This window comes from Streptomyces calvus (genome assembly GCF_006782915.1).
GTDB classification, from domain to species: domain Bacteria; phylum Actinomycetota; class Actinomycetes; order Streptomycetales; family Streptomycetaceae; genus Streptomyces; species Streptomyces calvus.
In genome coordinates, this window is record NZ_VCNP01000028.1 from 1 (window position 1) to 13,714 (window position 13,714).

The window sequence follows — 13,714 nt, forward strand, 5'->3', positions numbered from 1 at the left end:
GCCAGGGCCTCGTCCAGCGGGGGCTGATGCCCAGCTCGTGGCAGGTCTGGCGCCAGGTGTTCTTGGTGTAGGCCCAGGCGTTGTCGGTCAGCACGCGCTCGACGGTGACGCCTTGCTGGGCGAACCAGGCAGTTGCCCGTCGCAGGAAGGCTGCGCAGGTGGCGGCCTTCTCATCGGGCAGGTCCTCGGTGTAGGCGAGGCGGGTGTGGTCGTCCAGGGCGGTGTGCAGGTAGGCGTATCCGGTGCCGTTGCGGCGGTCCTGGTTGGCCCGGCCGGCTGCCCGGCCGAGGACCTTGTGGCCGCCGCCGTCGGGGATGCGGCCGAGCTTCTTGACGTCGATGTGGACCAGTTCGCCGGGCCGGGCACGCTCGTAGCGGCGGACGGGTTCGCCGGTGGCCCGGTCGCAGGCGGCGAGCGCGGGCAGGCCGTGCCGGACGAGGACGCGGTGGGCGGTGGAAGCGGCGATGCCGCAACGGGCGGCCAGCCGCACCGGACCGATCCGGTGTTCGCGTCGCAGCCGCACCACCTGCTGTTCGACCGGGGCGGGCGTCTGGCGCGGGCTGTGGTGGGGGCGGCTGGAGCGGTCGAGCATCCCGGCCGGGCCCAGTTGCCGGTAGCGGCCCGCCCAGCGTGCGGCGGTGGTGTGGCTGACCTGGAAGCGTTCCGCGGCCCGCCGCAGCGGCCAGCCTTCGTCCACGACACACCGGGCCAGGCGAAGCCGTCCGGTCGGAGTCAGCGGGGCGTTACGGTGGGACACGAGGGCCTCCTGCGGTCGGGCGTAGATGTCGCAATCCACACCGAACCCAGAAGGCCCTCACCTGTTCAAGCACCCAGCACGCGTGTCACCAACGTCCCGGGACAGCACACCTAGGGCGTCGAAACGGCGCGGTACGGGGCACGGCGGGGCGTTCAGCGGTTGATGGCCTGGATCTCCTGGACGACGACGTCCTGTGTCGCTCCGAAGTCGCCGTCGGGAAGGTCACCGCCCGCGCCGTCGGTGCCCGTCCAGTGGATCTCCCAGGTGACCGTGGCCCGGAGCGGGAACGAGCCGTCGCCTGAGGAGCGCAGGTACTTCACCCCGCACGGCGGCGTCTCGTCCGCCTTGCCCTTCGCGTAGGGCTCGCCGATACGGCCGTCGTTGATCTCGCAGACGCCCGAGGCCGGGTACGTCTCGGCGTCCGGGGTGCCCGGCTTGATCTGCAGCGAGACCGGCTCCGCCGTGGCGGTCGCCTGGATGCCGATCGTCGGCACCGACGCGGTGACCGAGACCGGCTTGAACTCCGCGCCGTCCAGCCAGGCCCAGGTCGGCAGGTTCACCTTGGTCGCCTCCGCCGGGGCCAGCGTCACCTCGGTGCCCGGGACGCGGATCTCCGCGTAGGCGAGTTCGGCGAGGACCTCCGGGGTGACGGCGTTCTCGATGCCGGCGGGCGGGGGGTCACCCTTGTCCACCCAGAAGTAGTCCTTGTCGCAGGCGTCCCAGCCGGGCGGGTAGCTCTCGTTGACGTACGAGCCCCACCAGTAACCTTCGCCGGACTTGTCCTTGTTGAAGGCCTTCTTCTCGTCGTCGGCGTTGTACTTCTTCCGCTGCTCGGCGTCCCACTCGTACCCCGTGGAGCCGGCTTCCCAGATCGGCTCCAGGTACTTCTGCAACTGCTCGGGCGTGTACTTGGGGGCGTACCAGCAGGCCGGGGGCGTCCATGACGTGGACGACGTCAGCGCGCCCGCGGAACCGCCGCTGCCGTTCTTCGAACGGTCGAAGACGATGCCGCCCACGGTCACGGAGACGGTTCCGTCGGGGCCGGTGTCGGCACGTTGCTCGGTGTCGCCATTGTTGCCGTACTTGCCCCGGTCGGCGAAAGCAGCCGGGACTGCGAAGAGGGACACGCTCAGGAAACCAAGTACCGTGGCGACCCTGAGTGAGTTCTTTACGGCTGGCACTCCTTGGCTCCCCTCTTCGAAACGATGTCGGTGGTCTGCCAGACTCCATCGCCGTTCTTCGCCAGCTTGGCGTTGTACAACACGTAGCTGTCGGAGGTCGCCGGCGACCTGTCGACCTTGTTGGTCTTCTTGCTCTTGATGTAGGACTTGCTCTCGTCCGAGCAATAGGTGACGTAGGCCTCGCTGTCGCTGCTGAGCGTCACCTTGCGGTCGAAGTACCGCGTGACACCGATCCAGGTGTCGTTGCCGTCGATGTAGCGCTGGGCGTACGTGATCGACGAACTCAGGGCCTTCTCGGTGTTGTAGAAGCCGAGCGCCTCCGTGTCCGTGCTGCCCGTGAAGATCGCTTCATCGACGGAGTTGATGCCCAGAGCACTGTCCGCGAGCACGGCGTCCTTCGTCGGGTCGCCCGTCTTCCCACCTTCGAAGACGTTCTTCGCGTCGGCGGGGAAGGTGATCTTCGGGCGATCGGCCGAGGCGGAGGCCGACGCGGTCGGGGACGCCGACTTCTCGGTGCCCGTGTCAGCGCCCGCGATCTTGTCGTTGTCCTTCGTGGAACTGTCGTCGTCGCTTCCGCACGCGGACAGCGTCAGGGCCGCGGTGGCGATCAGCGCGAACGCTGCGAGCAGGGTGGGGCGGCGGTTCACAGTCGGCTCCCGGTGGGGCGAGGCTTCTCTTGAGCGGACCCAAGCTATCCGCGTCATGCGTGACGACACCAGAGTGATGGATGCCAACCTGTGGGGACGAAAGCCCAATTGGAGCAGATCACCCGTGCCGCCGGCCCGCGGTGAGCGGCCCGCTTGCCGCCCGTCCCGGCAAGCGTGTGCGCGACGAGGGCGCCGGGCGCGGCCGTGACCCAGAGTGTTTTCGGCCTTCAGCCAGGCGACGAGCTTCATGTGTTCGCGCTGTCCGCGCTCTTCGCGCTGTCCGGCCGCCGTCCCGGCCGCCGGACGGCCGGGTCGGCTACCGGCGTCGGTCCGGGTCGGCGGGTTCCGTGATCGGGCGGGCGCTGATCAGGGCGGTGATGATCATGGGGGCGTCGCCGTCGGACTGGTTGAGGGAGACGGCCGCCCAGCGGGGGGCCGCGCCGGGCAGGGGGCCCCACACCGTCAGGTCGCCGTGGCAGTCCTTGGCGGACAGGGTGCGGAACGGCTCCGGGAAGGGCTGCGCGGTCCGGCCCCGCAGGAGGGGCAGGTGCAGGGGCACCGTGCGGTGGGGGCCCCAGTGGCGGTCCAGTTCCGCCGTGAGCGCGGTCAGATGGGCCTCGGCCGTCGCCTCGGCCTCGTTCCAGGCACGGCCGTACACGCCGGTGAGGGGGTCGCTCTCCCAGACGGGGAAGAGCAGGAAGCCCGCGCCGCGGGTCAGGGTCCACTCGCCGGTGACCGGCTCGCCCTCGTCGGCCGTCGGGCCGGTCGGCGGCACTGGGCCGGCCAGGTGGGCCAGGACGACGGACGCCGCCCGGCCGGCGTCGAAGGGCTCGCCGGAGCGGGCCGTCACAGCGTGGGCCTCGTCATCGGCTGCGGCAGCGGCTCCAGCGCCCCGGCCTCCTTGAGGGACCGGTAGGCCGTGACGACGGCGGCGACGTCACCGGGCGACGCGAGGGTGAGCAGCAGGCCGCCGCCGTCCGGGAGTTGGTGCCGGGAGCCGGCGGCCAGGGAGGCCGGGACGCGGCTCGCGCGGGACGGGGACAGGTACGCGATCCAGCCGACCGCAGGGGTGCCGACCTTGAAGCCGGCCTCCTTCTTCAGGGCCGACGTCACGGCGCGGTCGCCCACGTCGCCGTGATCCGGCTGCCAGGCCTCGGCGACGGCGGTGAGCAGCCGGTCGTCCGGCAGGTGCGCGTCGTCCGGGGCGACGACCGTGGCCACCAGGGACTGGAGCAGGAACTCGGAGGTGCCGCCCGCCAGTCCGGCGATCTCCACCTTCCAGCCGGGCGCGGTGTCGGCGAGCAGGCGCAGCGAGGTGCCGTTCGCGGCGGACCAGTCGTCGGCCGCCTGCGCCGTGCGCAGCGCCTCCGGCAGCGCCGTCCGGTCCGCCGGCCGCAGTGTCACGGCCGGTCCGGACGCGGGGACCGTGCGCCAGGTCCATCCCTCGTCGTCCGATCCCGGTGCCCCGGCGGCGGGCAGGAGCCGCGCGAACCGGTCCAGCGTGGTCGTCCACCGTCCGGCGAGGGCCTCCGCCGACTCCTGCCGGGGCCCCCAGAAGCCCCGCACCACTCGTCGCATGACCTGTGCTCTTCCCTTCCGCTGCCAGTCCGCTGCTTTCCGCTTCCTTTTTTCTGTTTCTTCTCCGCTTTTCTGTCTTCTCCGCTTTTCTGTTTCTTCTCCGCTGCCTTTCCGCGTCGTCGGCGGCCGTTCCCAGCCTAGGTTCGCCGACGCCGTCCGGCCCGTCAGCCGAACGCCTCGGGGCGGCGGTCGCCGGCGACGGGTGCGGGGGCGGTGTGGACGACCTCGATGTCCAGGTTGGCGTCGTCGAAGGCGTCCCGCGCCGCGTCGGCGACCTCCTCGTTGGAGAAGTGCCACTCGATGTCCTTGCCGTTCGCCGCGCTCACCTGCCTGCGGGCCTCGGCCAGCAGGCGTTCCCGGCCCGACGGGGTGAGTTCGGTGCGGTCGGCGCTCAGGAAGCTGTCGTAGCCGTTCTTGGCCTCCAGATAGGTCCGGCGGGAGGAGTCCCAGCCGTCGAACTCGACGTCCGGCACGTCCGGGTCGGGGTGCGGGACGACGTACTCGTGTCCGCGCTCGGTGCCGGTGACCTGTTCCTGGTAGCGCAGCCACGACTCGTTCTTCCAGGTGGGCGCCGGGTTGCGGTCGCGGCTCGCCCAGAAGCCGTCGCCGTGGTCGGCGTCCCCGTAGGTGCGGCCGTGCAGGTTCTCGGCCCAGTCCGGCGGGTTGTAGTTGCGCGGGTCGGCGGTGTCGCCGTGCCGGGGCTCGGGCCACGGCTTCTTGTTCTCCAGTGCCCGCCGGGCGCGTTCGGGTTCCTCGGCGCGCTTGCGTTCCAGGTAGGCGCGGCGTTCGTGCGCGCGGGCCTCGCGGGCCTGTTCCGCGGCCTCCTCGTCGCAGCCGCCCTCCGCGCGGACGGCGTACGGGGTGCGGGCGAGGGGCGCGGCGAGGACCGTGCCGCCGCCCTGGAGGTGCGGGGGCGTGCCGCCGCCGTACGGGATCCTGCGCGGCGGTGCGGAGAGGGTGCAGCCGGTCCTGCGGGCCGTCTCCTCCGCCTCGTCCGCCGCCTCGTCGGCGCGCCGCGCGGCGTCCTCGAGAGCGTCCAGGTCGCCGGTTTCGGCGGCGCGGCGGGCGTCCTGCGCCGCCTCGGACGCGTCGTCCACGACCCGGCTCAGCCTGCCGAGCGAGCCGACCTTCTCGGCGATCTTCACTTCGCCGTAGCCGGGGATGAAGAGGGAGCCGACGTTCCAGACGACGGTGGTGACGGCCCGGGTGCCGTTGCCGTCGTTCCACTGCTCGACGACGTCGTCGCCGACGAACGCGTCGAACAGGACGGTGCCGCCGGTGCCGAGCGAGGCGCCGCCCCAGTCCAGGACCGCGCCGAGGTAGTCGCCGTCGCCCCACATCCCGCGGGCGTCCTCGGTGGCGCCCCACCAGTCGTCGCCCAGTGAACGGCCGTAGTCCATCAGGCCGTTCCAGGTGTCGACCGGGTTCGTCGCCACGTCCCAGATGCCGGTGACGTCGCCCCAGATGCCGTCGACGAAGAGGCCCCCGCCGACCTGTCCCAGCTGGTCGCCGGCGCAGCCGAAGAAGGCGCCGAAACCGGAGAAGCAGCCCTCGCCCTCGCCCTCGCCGTCGCCGCCGTCGGCGTCGTTGTCCTCGTCGCCGTCGTCGCCGGCCGGTTCCTCGTACGGCGGCTCGTCGGTCTCGTCCTCGGCGGCCACGGGGTCCGCGGGGTCCACGACGGCCCCGTCGCCGGCGGGCGGGGCGTCGCGGTCCGGGTCGGTGCCGCCGGGGTCGCCGCCCGGGTTCCCGGTGCCGCCCGTTCCTCCGGTGCCGCCCGTGCCGTCGTCGCCCTCCGCGGTGGTCCGGCCGTCGTCGCCGCCCGGTGCGGGACACGCCGTCCCGGTGACGCGGCACACCTGCGCCTGGATGCCGTTGAGGACCTGGGTGCCGAGGCCGGAGACGACGAGGGCCGTGACGATCGCCGCGACGACCGCGACCAGGCCCGCGTACTCCACCGCCGTCTGGCCCTCGTCCCGGCGCATGCGGATCATCCGGGCGAGGGAGAAGGGGCGGCGTTCGCGCCGGTCCGGCCCGGGCAGGCGGTACCAGGCGCGCGCGTCCGGGCGGGTGAGGAGGAAGAGGACCGCGAGGGGCGGGAGGAGCTGGGTGAGGCCGCGGGCCGAGCCGTCGGCGAGGTTGGCCACCGCGCCGAGGACGAGCCAGGCCTGGACGGCGATCAGGCCGGACAGGATCGCCGTCCCGCCCCGCCAGGTGCGGCGGGCCAGCCACCAGCCGAGCGCGCCGGGAGCGGCGGCGTGGGCCACCTGGGCGAGCAGCGCACCGTCCACGGCGTCGAGCGAGGCGGCGGTCAGGAGCAGGCCCAGGCCGCCGAGGACCGTGAGCGCGAACAGCGTGTGGACGAGCAGCAGGGCCCGGGACAGGGACCGCGGCACGTCCCTGCGGCCCGCCCCGTCGCCCGGGGCCCGCGCGGGCCCCGGCTGCGCCCCTCCTCCGGTCCAGGCCATGGCCGCCCCCTTCTCGACTCCCCCGTCGGGCGCCGCGGCCGATGCGCGGCACGGCCCGAGGGTAGGGAGCGGCGGGCGCCGGGGCATGGGCCCGTGGGCCCAAAGCGGTGCCCCAAGTGCCCGACGGGAGGCCACCGGCCGCCGGGCGGCGGGCGTTGTCGGACCCGGGCGCTAGGGTCCCTGATCACCGTCACCGCCGCATGGCGGCAACGCGGTCCGATGACCAGTCAGGGAGCTTGAGCGCCATGGGATTTGATGTCACGTTCGCGGACTTCTCCGTCGATCCGGCCCGGTCGGCCAACGCCGAGGTCCGGTACCACGGGGCCCGCTTCGCGGGATCGCATGTGGCGCTCAGCGCGGGCGGGTCCGTGACGCTGGACTTCGAGGTGGCGCACCTCAAGGACGTCCCCCAGGCGACGCTCACCGTCACGGCCCTCGTCTCCAAGCTCGGCTCCTCCCCGGGTCACGCGCCCATGGACGTCCTCCTCCAGGGCGAGGTGCTGGCCGGGGGCCTGACCGTGCCCGGTGGCGGCGACCTTCCGCACGACAACGTCTTCGCCGTGCCCGGGGATCTGCTCGGGCCGGGCACCAACACGCTGGAGATACGCTCCTCGGCCGAGGCGAGCAGCATGCTGTGGCTGTACCGGATCACCCTGGACCCGGTGTGGGAGCGGGGCCGTTCGGAGCGTGCACGGACGGCGGAGGCCGCCCGCGACTCGGTCTTCACCTACCGCACGGAGCGCCGCCCGGCCCACGCCGCCTCCGCCCCCTGGCAGGCGGCCCCGCGCCTGCTGTTCCACATCGACCGGGACGAGCGCTCGCTGCCCGCGCAGCTCGGCTGGCGCACGGAGGACGGCGCCGAGTCCGCCATCAGCTTCCAGGCCAACATGTCCGACTTCCACGGCTGTCACCGCGCGGCGGACGGGACGGCGTACGAGTACCGGGGGCTGCTGACCGACCGCCGGCCGTTCTCGGAGGAGACGCCGAACCTCGCGGCGTCCCCGCTGTACCGCTTCTCCACCGAGGAGGGATGGGGCGGCCGCTGGCACGCCTCCGGGGAGCTGCGGCTGCTCGTGGACGACGGCGGCGCCCTGGTCGACCGGGTGACCTGGCGCGACCAGCGGGGCAACTCCGGCACGGCCGTACTGCACGCACCCGACGCGGAGGTCGAGGCGACCGGTGTGGAGGCGAGCGAGGAGTTCGACGACGGGGGCGAAGGAGCGGACAACCTGCTCGAGAGCCACCACGGCAAGTGGCTGGCGTTCGAGGACACCGCGCGGCTGGACTTCACCCTCGCCCGGCCGGCCGCCGTCGCCTCCTACTCCTTGACCTCGGCGAACGACTGCGCCGACCGGGACCCGCGCGACTGGACCCTGTACGGCTCGCACGACGGCCGGACCTGGACACCGCTGGACACGCGCAGCGGCGAGACGTTCCCCGAGCGCCACCACACCCGGGAGTTCCACCTGCGCACCACTGCCGCGCCCTACGGCCACTACCGTCTCGACATCACCCGCAACTCCGGCGCGGGCGAGACCCAGCTCGCCCGGGTCCGGTTCGCCGAGGCGCCCGCCGGGCGGGCGTTCACCGGCTACTACCAGCGCCACAACGAGGGCCCCATCGGCTACCGCGGCACGCCCGTCGCCGCCCCGGCCGTCCCCGTCGTCGCCCCGCGTGTGGCCGCGGAGCTGGAGAGCGCCGTGGCGAGCCTCGCGGCGACCGCCGAGGCGCTGGCCGCCCTGGCCGCGCAGTTGCGCCGGCACTGACGCCGGACGGCCACCGGGGATACGTTCGGTGCGGACGGTGGCCGGTGGGGACAGAGGGGGTCGGTGGCATGGCGCGCTGGCGGGACGGGCACGGGGAGCTGACGGTGGCGGCGGTGCCGGACGGCGGCGGTGAACTGCCGCCCGTACGGGTGCCGTTGGAGATCGCCACCTCCTACCGGGCCCGTACGAGGGGCCTGCTGGGCCGGGACGCGCTGGACGGGGCGCTGCTGCTCTCCCCCGCGAGCGGTGTGCACACCTTCCGGATGCGCATGCCCATCGACGTCGCCTACCTCGACCGGCGGCTGCGGGTCCTCGCCGTGCGCACCATGCCGCCGGGGCGGCTCGGGCTGCCCCGGCCGCGGGCCCGGCACGTGCTGGAGGCCGAGGCGGGGGCGATGGCGCGGTGGGGGCTGCGGGCCGGGGCCGAGGTGCGCGTGGTGCGCGAAGGGCCGTGACGGGCCCGTACCGCGCACCACGCGAACAGAACCGGCGTGGGGCTCAGATGGTGGCGGCGCCCCGCGTTCCGCCCTGCCCGGGGACGGTCGCCGAGCCGCCGCGTGCGCCCTGCCAGCCGGACCGGCGCAGATGACGCTCCGGGTCGCGGATGCCGGCGATCTCGCCGAGGCCGATGACGTACGGCCGCAGGTTCCGCTGGAGTTCCCGCAACGCCTGGCGGAACTCGGCGTTCAGCTCCCACGCCGACTCGTCCTCGCCGGGGTGTGCCTCCTCGAAGGCGCGCAGCCGGGGGTGCCAGGTGGCGAGGAACGGCGCCAGTTCGAAGTTGAGGATGTCCAGCACGAGTTCGTGGACGGAGTCGCCGTCGCGCGGAGGCGGCGGCGCGGTGCCGGACTCCAGGGGCTCGCGGTACATGTCGAACAGCGTCTTGAGGGACGTGAGGGCCTCGCGCAGATTGCCGCTGCCGTCGTCCAGCGGCCGGGTGGCGACCCGGGTCGCGGCCTGGAAGAACATGCGCAGCGCCGCCTGCCGCATGTCCGTGTTGACCTGGAACGTCATCTCGCTGCCGGGCAGGACGAGGCGCAGCTCGGTCAGCTGGACCGACCTGCGGTACAGATCGGCACCCAGCACGAGCGCCAGGCCGAGCACGGCGCCGACCACGACGGACAGCAGCCGGCCGCCGGTCTGCGCGATGGAGTAGGCGGCGATCCCCACGACGGCACCGAGCGCGGCGGCCACCGCCGCCCGCCCCGCCGTGCGTAACCCGTTGTTGACGCCCCGCCCCCGACGCACCGTCACTTGCGCTGTCCTTTCCCGAGTTCCGCAGAGGCACGGCCCGCTGTCCGTGCCGGTGGGGAAACCTACCCGGTCAGCGGTCCTGGCGCAGGCGGGCCAGGCCGCGGGCGGCCAGCGCGGTGATCTCGCCGGGGTCCCGGGAGCCGGCCAGCCGCCGGTTCTCCTCGTCGGTCAGGCCGTTGCCGGAGTTCCGCCGGGCCGCAGCGTCCGCGAGGGCGCGCAGGCGGGCCAGGCCGTCGAGGAGGCGGGGGTCGGGCGGGGTGGCGTCGGAGGGGTCGGGCAGGTGCGGGGCGCCGTCGATACCGAGGGCCTTCGCGATGTCGGCGGTGACTCCGCCGTATCCGGCCGCGGGGTAGACGGGCAGCCCGGCCTCCAGCGCCAGCAGCGCCTCCTCCACGAGGCCCGGCAGCGCTCCCTGGAACCCGCCGCGCCGCCCGCCGAGGAGCAGGTGCGCGTCCACCCGGCGCATCAGGTGGCGCCGCATCCCGGTGAGCGCGCGGTGGCGGGCGCCGGGGTCGGTCACGGGCTCGGGTGCCTCGCCGCGGCCGGTCGTGGCGTCGACGGGGCTGCCGTCGGCGTCCAGGCAGACGATCTCCGCCTGCCGGCCGAACCGTTCGAGGCGGCCGGCGAGTTCGGGCAGCGGCAGCGAGCGGTGCTCGCTGAAGGGGACGCAGGCGAGCAGCGGGCGCGAGCCGGGGGCGTGGAGGTGCGCCTGGCCGGCCAGGAAGGCGGTGTAGCCGTCCTCGCTCAGGTTGCCGCCGTAGGCCAGCCGGCCGTCCGCGGTGACGACGGACCGGGCGAGTTCACCGAGGACGGCACGGAACCGGGCCTCGGTGAGTCCCAGCCGGTCCAGATCCGCGCTCGGGGCGACCGAGACGCCGATCCGCAGTCCCTTCAAGCCGCCGGGCGGCAGTGCACCGGACATGTCCATCCCTCCGTGGTTCTGCCGGTAGCGTTTCCGCTCGGGACGGCCGGAAACCGCGCGCCGCGGCGGCCGGCACCGTGCACGTGCGCCACGAACGCGCCAACACGACCGCGTTCGGGCGGACTTCGCCGCTTCGCCCGCGTCCGTTCGTTCGTACAGGCTATGTTTTCTCCCCGCCCTGTGCAGGGAACTGAAGATACGCATGTGGCCCGACGGCCACTCGGCACGGACGCACCGCGGGACGCTCGGGGGACGGTGACCGTTCCCGCGGCTGCCGCATCGGGAGGTGGCACCGTAAGCCGCGAGTCGAGCACAGCCGTTGAGCACCCTGCCGCCGAGTACGACGCCTTCATCTCGTACAGCCATGCCTGGGACCGGGAGGTCGCCAAGGCGCTGCAGAACGGGCTGCAGAGTTTCGGCCGTCCCTGGTACCGGCCGAGGACCCTGCGGCTGTTCCGTGACGAGACCAACCTCACGGCGAGCCCGCACCTGTGGCGGGACATCGAGGCGGGGCTGTCCCGCTCCCGGTGGCTGGTGGTGATGGCCAGCCCGTCGGCCGCCGCGTCCCGGTGGGTGCGGCAGGAGATCGCCTGGTGGCTCACCCACCGGTCCGCGGACACGCTGCTCATCGCCTGGACCGACGGCACCCTGGCCTGGGACGCGGAACGGGAGTCGTTCGACTGGTCGAGGACCGACGCCCTGCCGTACGAGGTGATGTCCGGGGCGTTCGCGCAGCAGCCCCGCTGGGTGGACCTGCGCTGGCTGCGCAGCCCCGAGCAGACCCGGTCGGACCCGCGGCTCGTCGACTGCGTGGCGGAGTTCGTCGCGCCGCTGACCGGCCGGTCGAAGGACGAACTGATCGGCGACCACGTCCGTCAGCGGCGGCGGGCCCGCCGCCGGCTGCGGGCCACGGTCGCGGTGCTCACCGTGCTGCTGCTGCTCGCCGTGGCCGGCGGGATCACCGCCTACGACCAGCGCAACCGCGCCCGCGCGCAGACCCTGGTCGCGCAGTCCCGGCAGCTGGTCGCCGAGGCCGCGTCGATCAGCGACACCCATCCGGACCTGGCGCGCCAGTTGATGGTGCAGGCCTACCGGTTCGCGCCGACGGCCGAGGCGGTGGGAGCGCTCGTGGAGTCCCACGCGATGCCCCGGGCCGTGGAGCGGCACGGCACGGTCCGCGCCGCCGCGTACAGCAGCCGGGGCCTGCTCGTCGTGGCCGACGACACCGTCCGCCTCCTCGACCCCGCCCGTCCGGGCCGGCCGGTGACGGTGGACCGCGGGAAGCCGGGAGTGAGGGCGGTCGCGTTCAGCCCGGACGGTGACCTGCTGGCGCTCGCCCGCGCCGACGGCCGGATACGGCTGCTGGACGTGTCGGACACCGGCCGCGTCCGGACGCTGTCGACGGGGCGCGTGCCGGCCGGCCGCTGGGGCCTGGCCGCCCTGGACCTCACCTCGTCCGGACTGCTGGTCGCCATGAGGGAGACGGGCGGTGCCGTCCTCGACGTCCGGGACCCGGCGCGCCTGCGCCGCCTCGCCGACCTGCCCGGCGACCCGGTCGCGGTGAGTCCGACCGGTGAGCTGCTGGTGACGGCCACGCCGGAAGGGAAGCTGCGGCTGTGGACCGTGTCCGGTTCCGCGCGGCCGCGCGGGGTCGCCACCCTGCCAGCGCCGCCCAGGGGGCTGGAACAGCCGGTGCGGCGCGCCACGTTCAGCCCGGACGGCCAGACGCTCGCCGTCGCCGGCGGCGACAGCCGGGTGCTGGTGTGGGACGTCGCCGACCCCGCCCGTCCGGTCGCCCGGCCCGAGCTGTACGCGCAGAGCCGGTTCGGCATCCACGTCGTGGCGTTCTCCCCGGACGCGGCCACCCTGGCCGCGGGGGACAGTGACGGCACGGTCGCCCTGTGGGACCTGTCCGATCCGCTGCGGCCGCGCCCCGGCGACCGGCTGGCCGGCCACACGGCGGGGGTGCGCGCACTGTCCTTCGGCCCGGACGGGCACAGCCTGGCGTCCGTCGGCGCGACGGACGACGCGGCCGGAGCGGTACGGCTGTGGTCCGTCTCCGGGAGCGAACGGACCTCGGCGTCCACCACGCTGCCGGCCGACGGCGACCATCCCCCGTCGTTCAGCCGGGACAGCCGTCTGCTGGCCGCGGGCGGCCGGCCCACCACCGTCTGGCGGGTGGACGGCGCGGACACGCCCCGTTTCACGTCCGCCGTGGAGACGGTCAGCGTCACCGGCCAGGCCGCGGCCTTCGGCACGGACGGCCGCACCCTGTTCTCCGGTCTGCCGGTGACCGCGTGGGACCTGACCGATCCGCAGCGCCCGCGCGGCCTCACCCGGGGCACGTCCCGCACGTGGGGCGCGAGCGACGTGCAGGTCAACCCGGAACTGCCCGTGCTGGCCGTCGCGTCCCGCACCGGCGAAACCGTCGAGCTGTGGAACGTGCGCGACCGGACGCGGCCCCGGCTCCTCGCCGAACTGACCGATGTCGACACCTGGCCGCACGCGCTGGCGTTCAGCCCCGACGGCGCGCTGCTCGCCGCACCGGCCGACGACGGCGACCGGGTACGGCTGTGGAAGGTGAGCGCACGCGCCCGGCCCACACCGGCGGGGAACGTCCCGACGCCGGGCGGGAAGGCCACCGCGCTGGTCTTCGACCCGGACGACCGCACCCTGCTCGTCGGCGACGAGACGGGAACGCTCACCGTGTGGGACGTCTCACGGACCGGCCGGCCGGTCCGCAAGGGTGCCTCCACCCGGCACACCGGTGAGGTCAGCGGTGCCGCGGCCCACCCCGGCGGGGAACTGGCGGCCACCGCGGGCCTGGACGGCCGGGTCCGCCTGTGGAACGTCCGTGACCCGGCCCGGCCCGTCGAGGTGACCGTGCTGAGCAGCGGCGACCTCTATCCGGGCGCGGCCGTGGGGTTCAGCCCGGACGGACGCCTCCTGGCGGTGAGCGGGGACCGGGGCATGCGGCTGTGGACCGTGGACCCGGACACCCTGCTGCGGCGGCTGTGCGCGGAGTCCGCCGGCATCCGCCGCGACCAGTGGGCGCAGTACCTGCCCGACCGCCCCTACGACCCGCCCTGCGCCTGACGACAACCGTCCCTGCGACCCGGCATGCGTCCGCATCCGAACCGGAAC

The 13,714-nt window shown here is 74.1% G+C and carries 11 protein-coding genes; 3 read left to right on the top strand and 8 right to left on the bottom strand.

Annotated elements, in window-relative coordinates; all coding sequences use genetic code 11:
- The 6 genes from FGW31_RS12045 to FGW31_RS12070 all read right to left on the bottom strand — a co-directional run.
- Positions 1 to 757 (bottom strand): IS481 family transposase (locus FGW31_RS12045; RefSeq protein WP_142193408.1); only part of this gene is annotated, 757 nt, incomplete at its 3' end.
- A 152-nt stretch (positions 758 to 909) separates the two neighbouring features.
- Positions 910 to 1,938 carry a hypothetical protein gene (locus FGW31_RS12050; protein WP_142193409.1) on the bottom strand — a complete coding sequence of 343 codons (1,029 nt, stop codon included), beginning with the start codon at positions 1,936 to 1,938 and terminating at the stop codon, positions 910 to 912.
- Positions 1,926 to 2,585 (bottom strand): hypothetical protein, encoded by a 660-nt coding sequence (locus tag FGW31_RS12055; RefSeq protein WP_142193410.1) that lies wholly within the window; start codon positions 2,583 to 2,585, stop codon positions 1,926 to 1,928. Before FGW31_RS12055 ends, FGW31_RS12050 begins: the two co-directional genes overlap by 13 nt.
- Positions 2,586 to 2,901: 316 nt before the next feature.
- Complete coding sequence (locus FGW31_RS12060; protein WP_142193411.1) at positions 2,902 to 3,435, bottom strand: hypothetical protein; 534 nt, start codon at positions 3,433 to 3,435, stop codon at positions 2,902 to 2,904.
- A complete protein-coding gene (locus FGW31_RS12065; RefSeq protein ID WP_142193412.1) occupies positions 3,432 to 4,163 on the bottom strand; it encodes a hypothetical protein in 732 nt (243 codons plus the stop codon). Before FGW31_RS12065 ends, FGW31_RS12060 begins: the two co-directional genes overlap by 4 nt.
- A gap of 164 nt (positions 4,164 to 4,327) precedes the next feature.
- Positions 4,328 to 6,628, bottom strand: coding sequence for a Tox-REase-5 domain-containing protein (locus tag FGW31_RS12070; protein ID WP_142193413.1), 2,301 nt, complete (start codon positions 6,626 to 6,628; stop codon positions 4,328 to 4,330).
- A 245-nt stretch (positions 6,629 to 6,873) separates the two neighbouring features.
- Between FGW31_RS12070 and FGW31_RS12075 the strand changes: the two genes are divergently transcribed.
- Both FGW31_RS12075 and FGW31_RS12080 read left to right on the top strand, forming a co-directional pair.
- Positions 6,874 to 8,394, top strand: coding sequence for a discoidin domain-containing protein (locus FGW31_RS12075; RefSeq protein ID WP_142193414.1), 1,521 nt, complete (start codon positions 6,874 to 6,876; stop codon positions 8,392 to 8,394).
- Between the two features lie 68 nt (positions 8,395 to 8,462).
- Complete coding sequence (locus FGW31_RS12080; protein WP_142193415.1) at positions 8,463 to 8,849, top strand: DUF192 domain-containing protein; 387 nt, start codon at positions 8,463 to 8,465, stop codon at positions 8,847 to 8,849.
- A 43-nt stretch (positions 8,850 to 8,892) separates the two neighbouring features.
- On the opposite strand, the gene FGW31_RS12085 is transcribed toward FGW31_RS12080, so the two are convergent.
- Positions 8,893 to 9,648 (bottom strand): hypothetical protein, encoded by a 756-nt coding sequence (locus FGW31_RS12085; protein WP_142193416.1) that lies wholly within the window; start codon positions 9,646 to 9,648, stop codon positions 8,893 to 8,895.
- Positions 9,649 to 9,718: 70 nt separating this feature from the next.
- A complete protein-coding gene (locus tag FGW31_RS12090) occupies positions 9,719 to 10,570 on the bottom strand; it encodes a hypothetical protein (RefSeq protein ID WP_142193417.1) in 852 nt (283 codons plus the stop codon).
- Between the two features lie 255 nt (positions 10,571 to 10,825).
- On the opposite strand from FGW31_RS12090, the gene FGW31_RS12095 reads away from it, so the two are divergent.
- Positions 10,826 to 13,666: a WD40 domain-containing protein gene (locus FGW31_RS12095; protein ID WP_233452469.1), complete on the top strand. Its 2,841-nt coding sequence runs from the start codon at positions 10,826 to 10,828 to the stop codon at positions 13,664 to 13,666.
- The last annotated feature ends 48 nt before the right edge of the window (positions 13,667 to 13,714 follow it).

Coding starts and splice junctions, on each gene's coding strand:
- FGW31_RS12065 (WP_142193412.1), bottom strand. CDS start 4,163: ATGCGACGAGTGGTGCGGGGCTTCTGGGGGCCCCGGCAGGAGTCGGCG.
- FGW31_RS12070 (WP_142193413.1), bottom strand. CDS start 6,628: ATGGCCTGGACCGGAGGAGGGGCGCAGCCGGGGCCCGCGCGGGCCCCG.
- FGW31_RS12075 (WP_142193414.1), top strand. CDS start 6,874: ATGGGATTTGATGTCACGTTCGCGGACTTCTCCGTCGATCCGGCCCGG.
- FGW31_RS12080 (WP_142193415.1), top strand. CDS start 8,463: ATGGCGCGCTGGCGGGACGGGCACGGGGAGCTGACGGTGGCGGCGGTG.
- FGW31_RS12090 (WP_142193417.1), bottom strand. CDS start 10,570: ATGTCCGGTGCACTGCCGCCCGGCGGCTTGAAGGGACTGCGGATCGGC.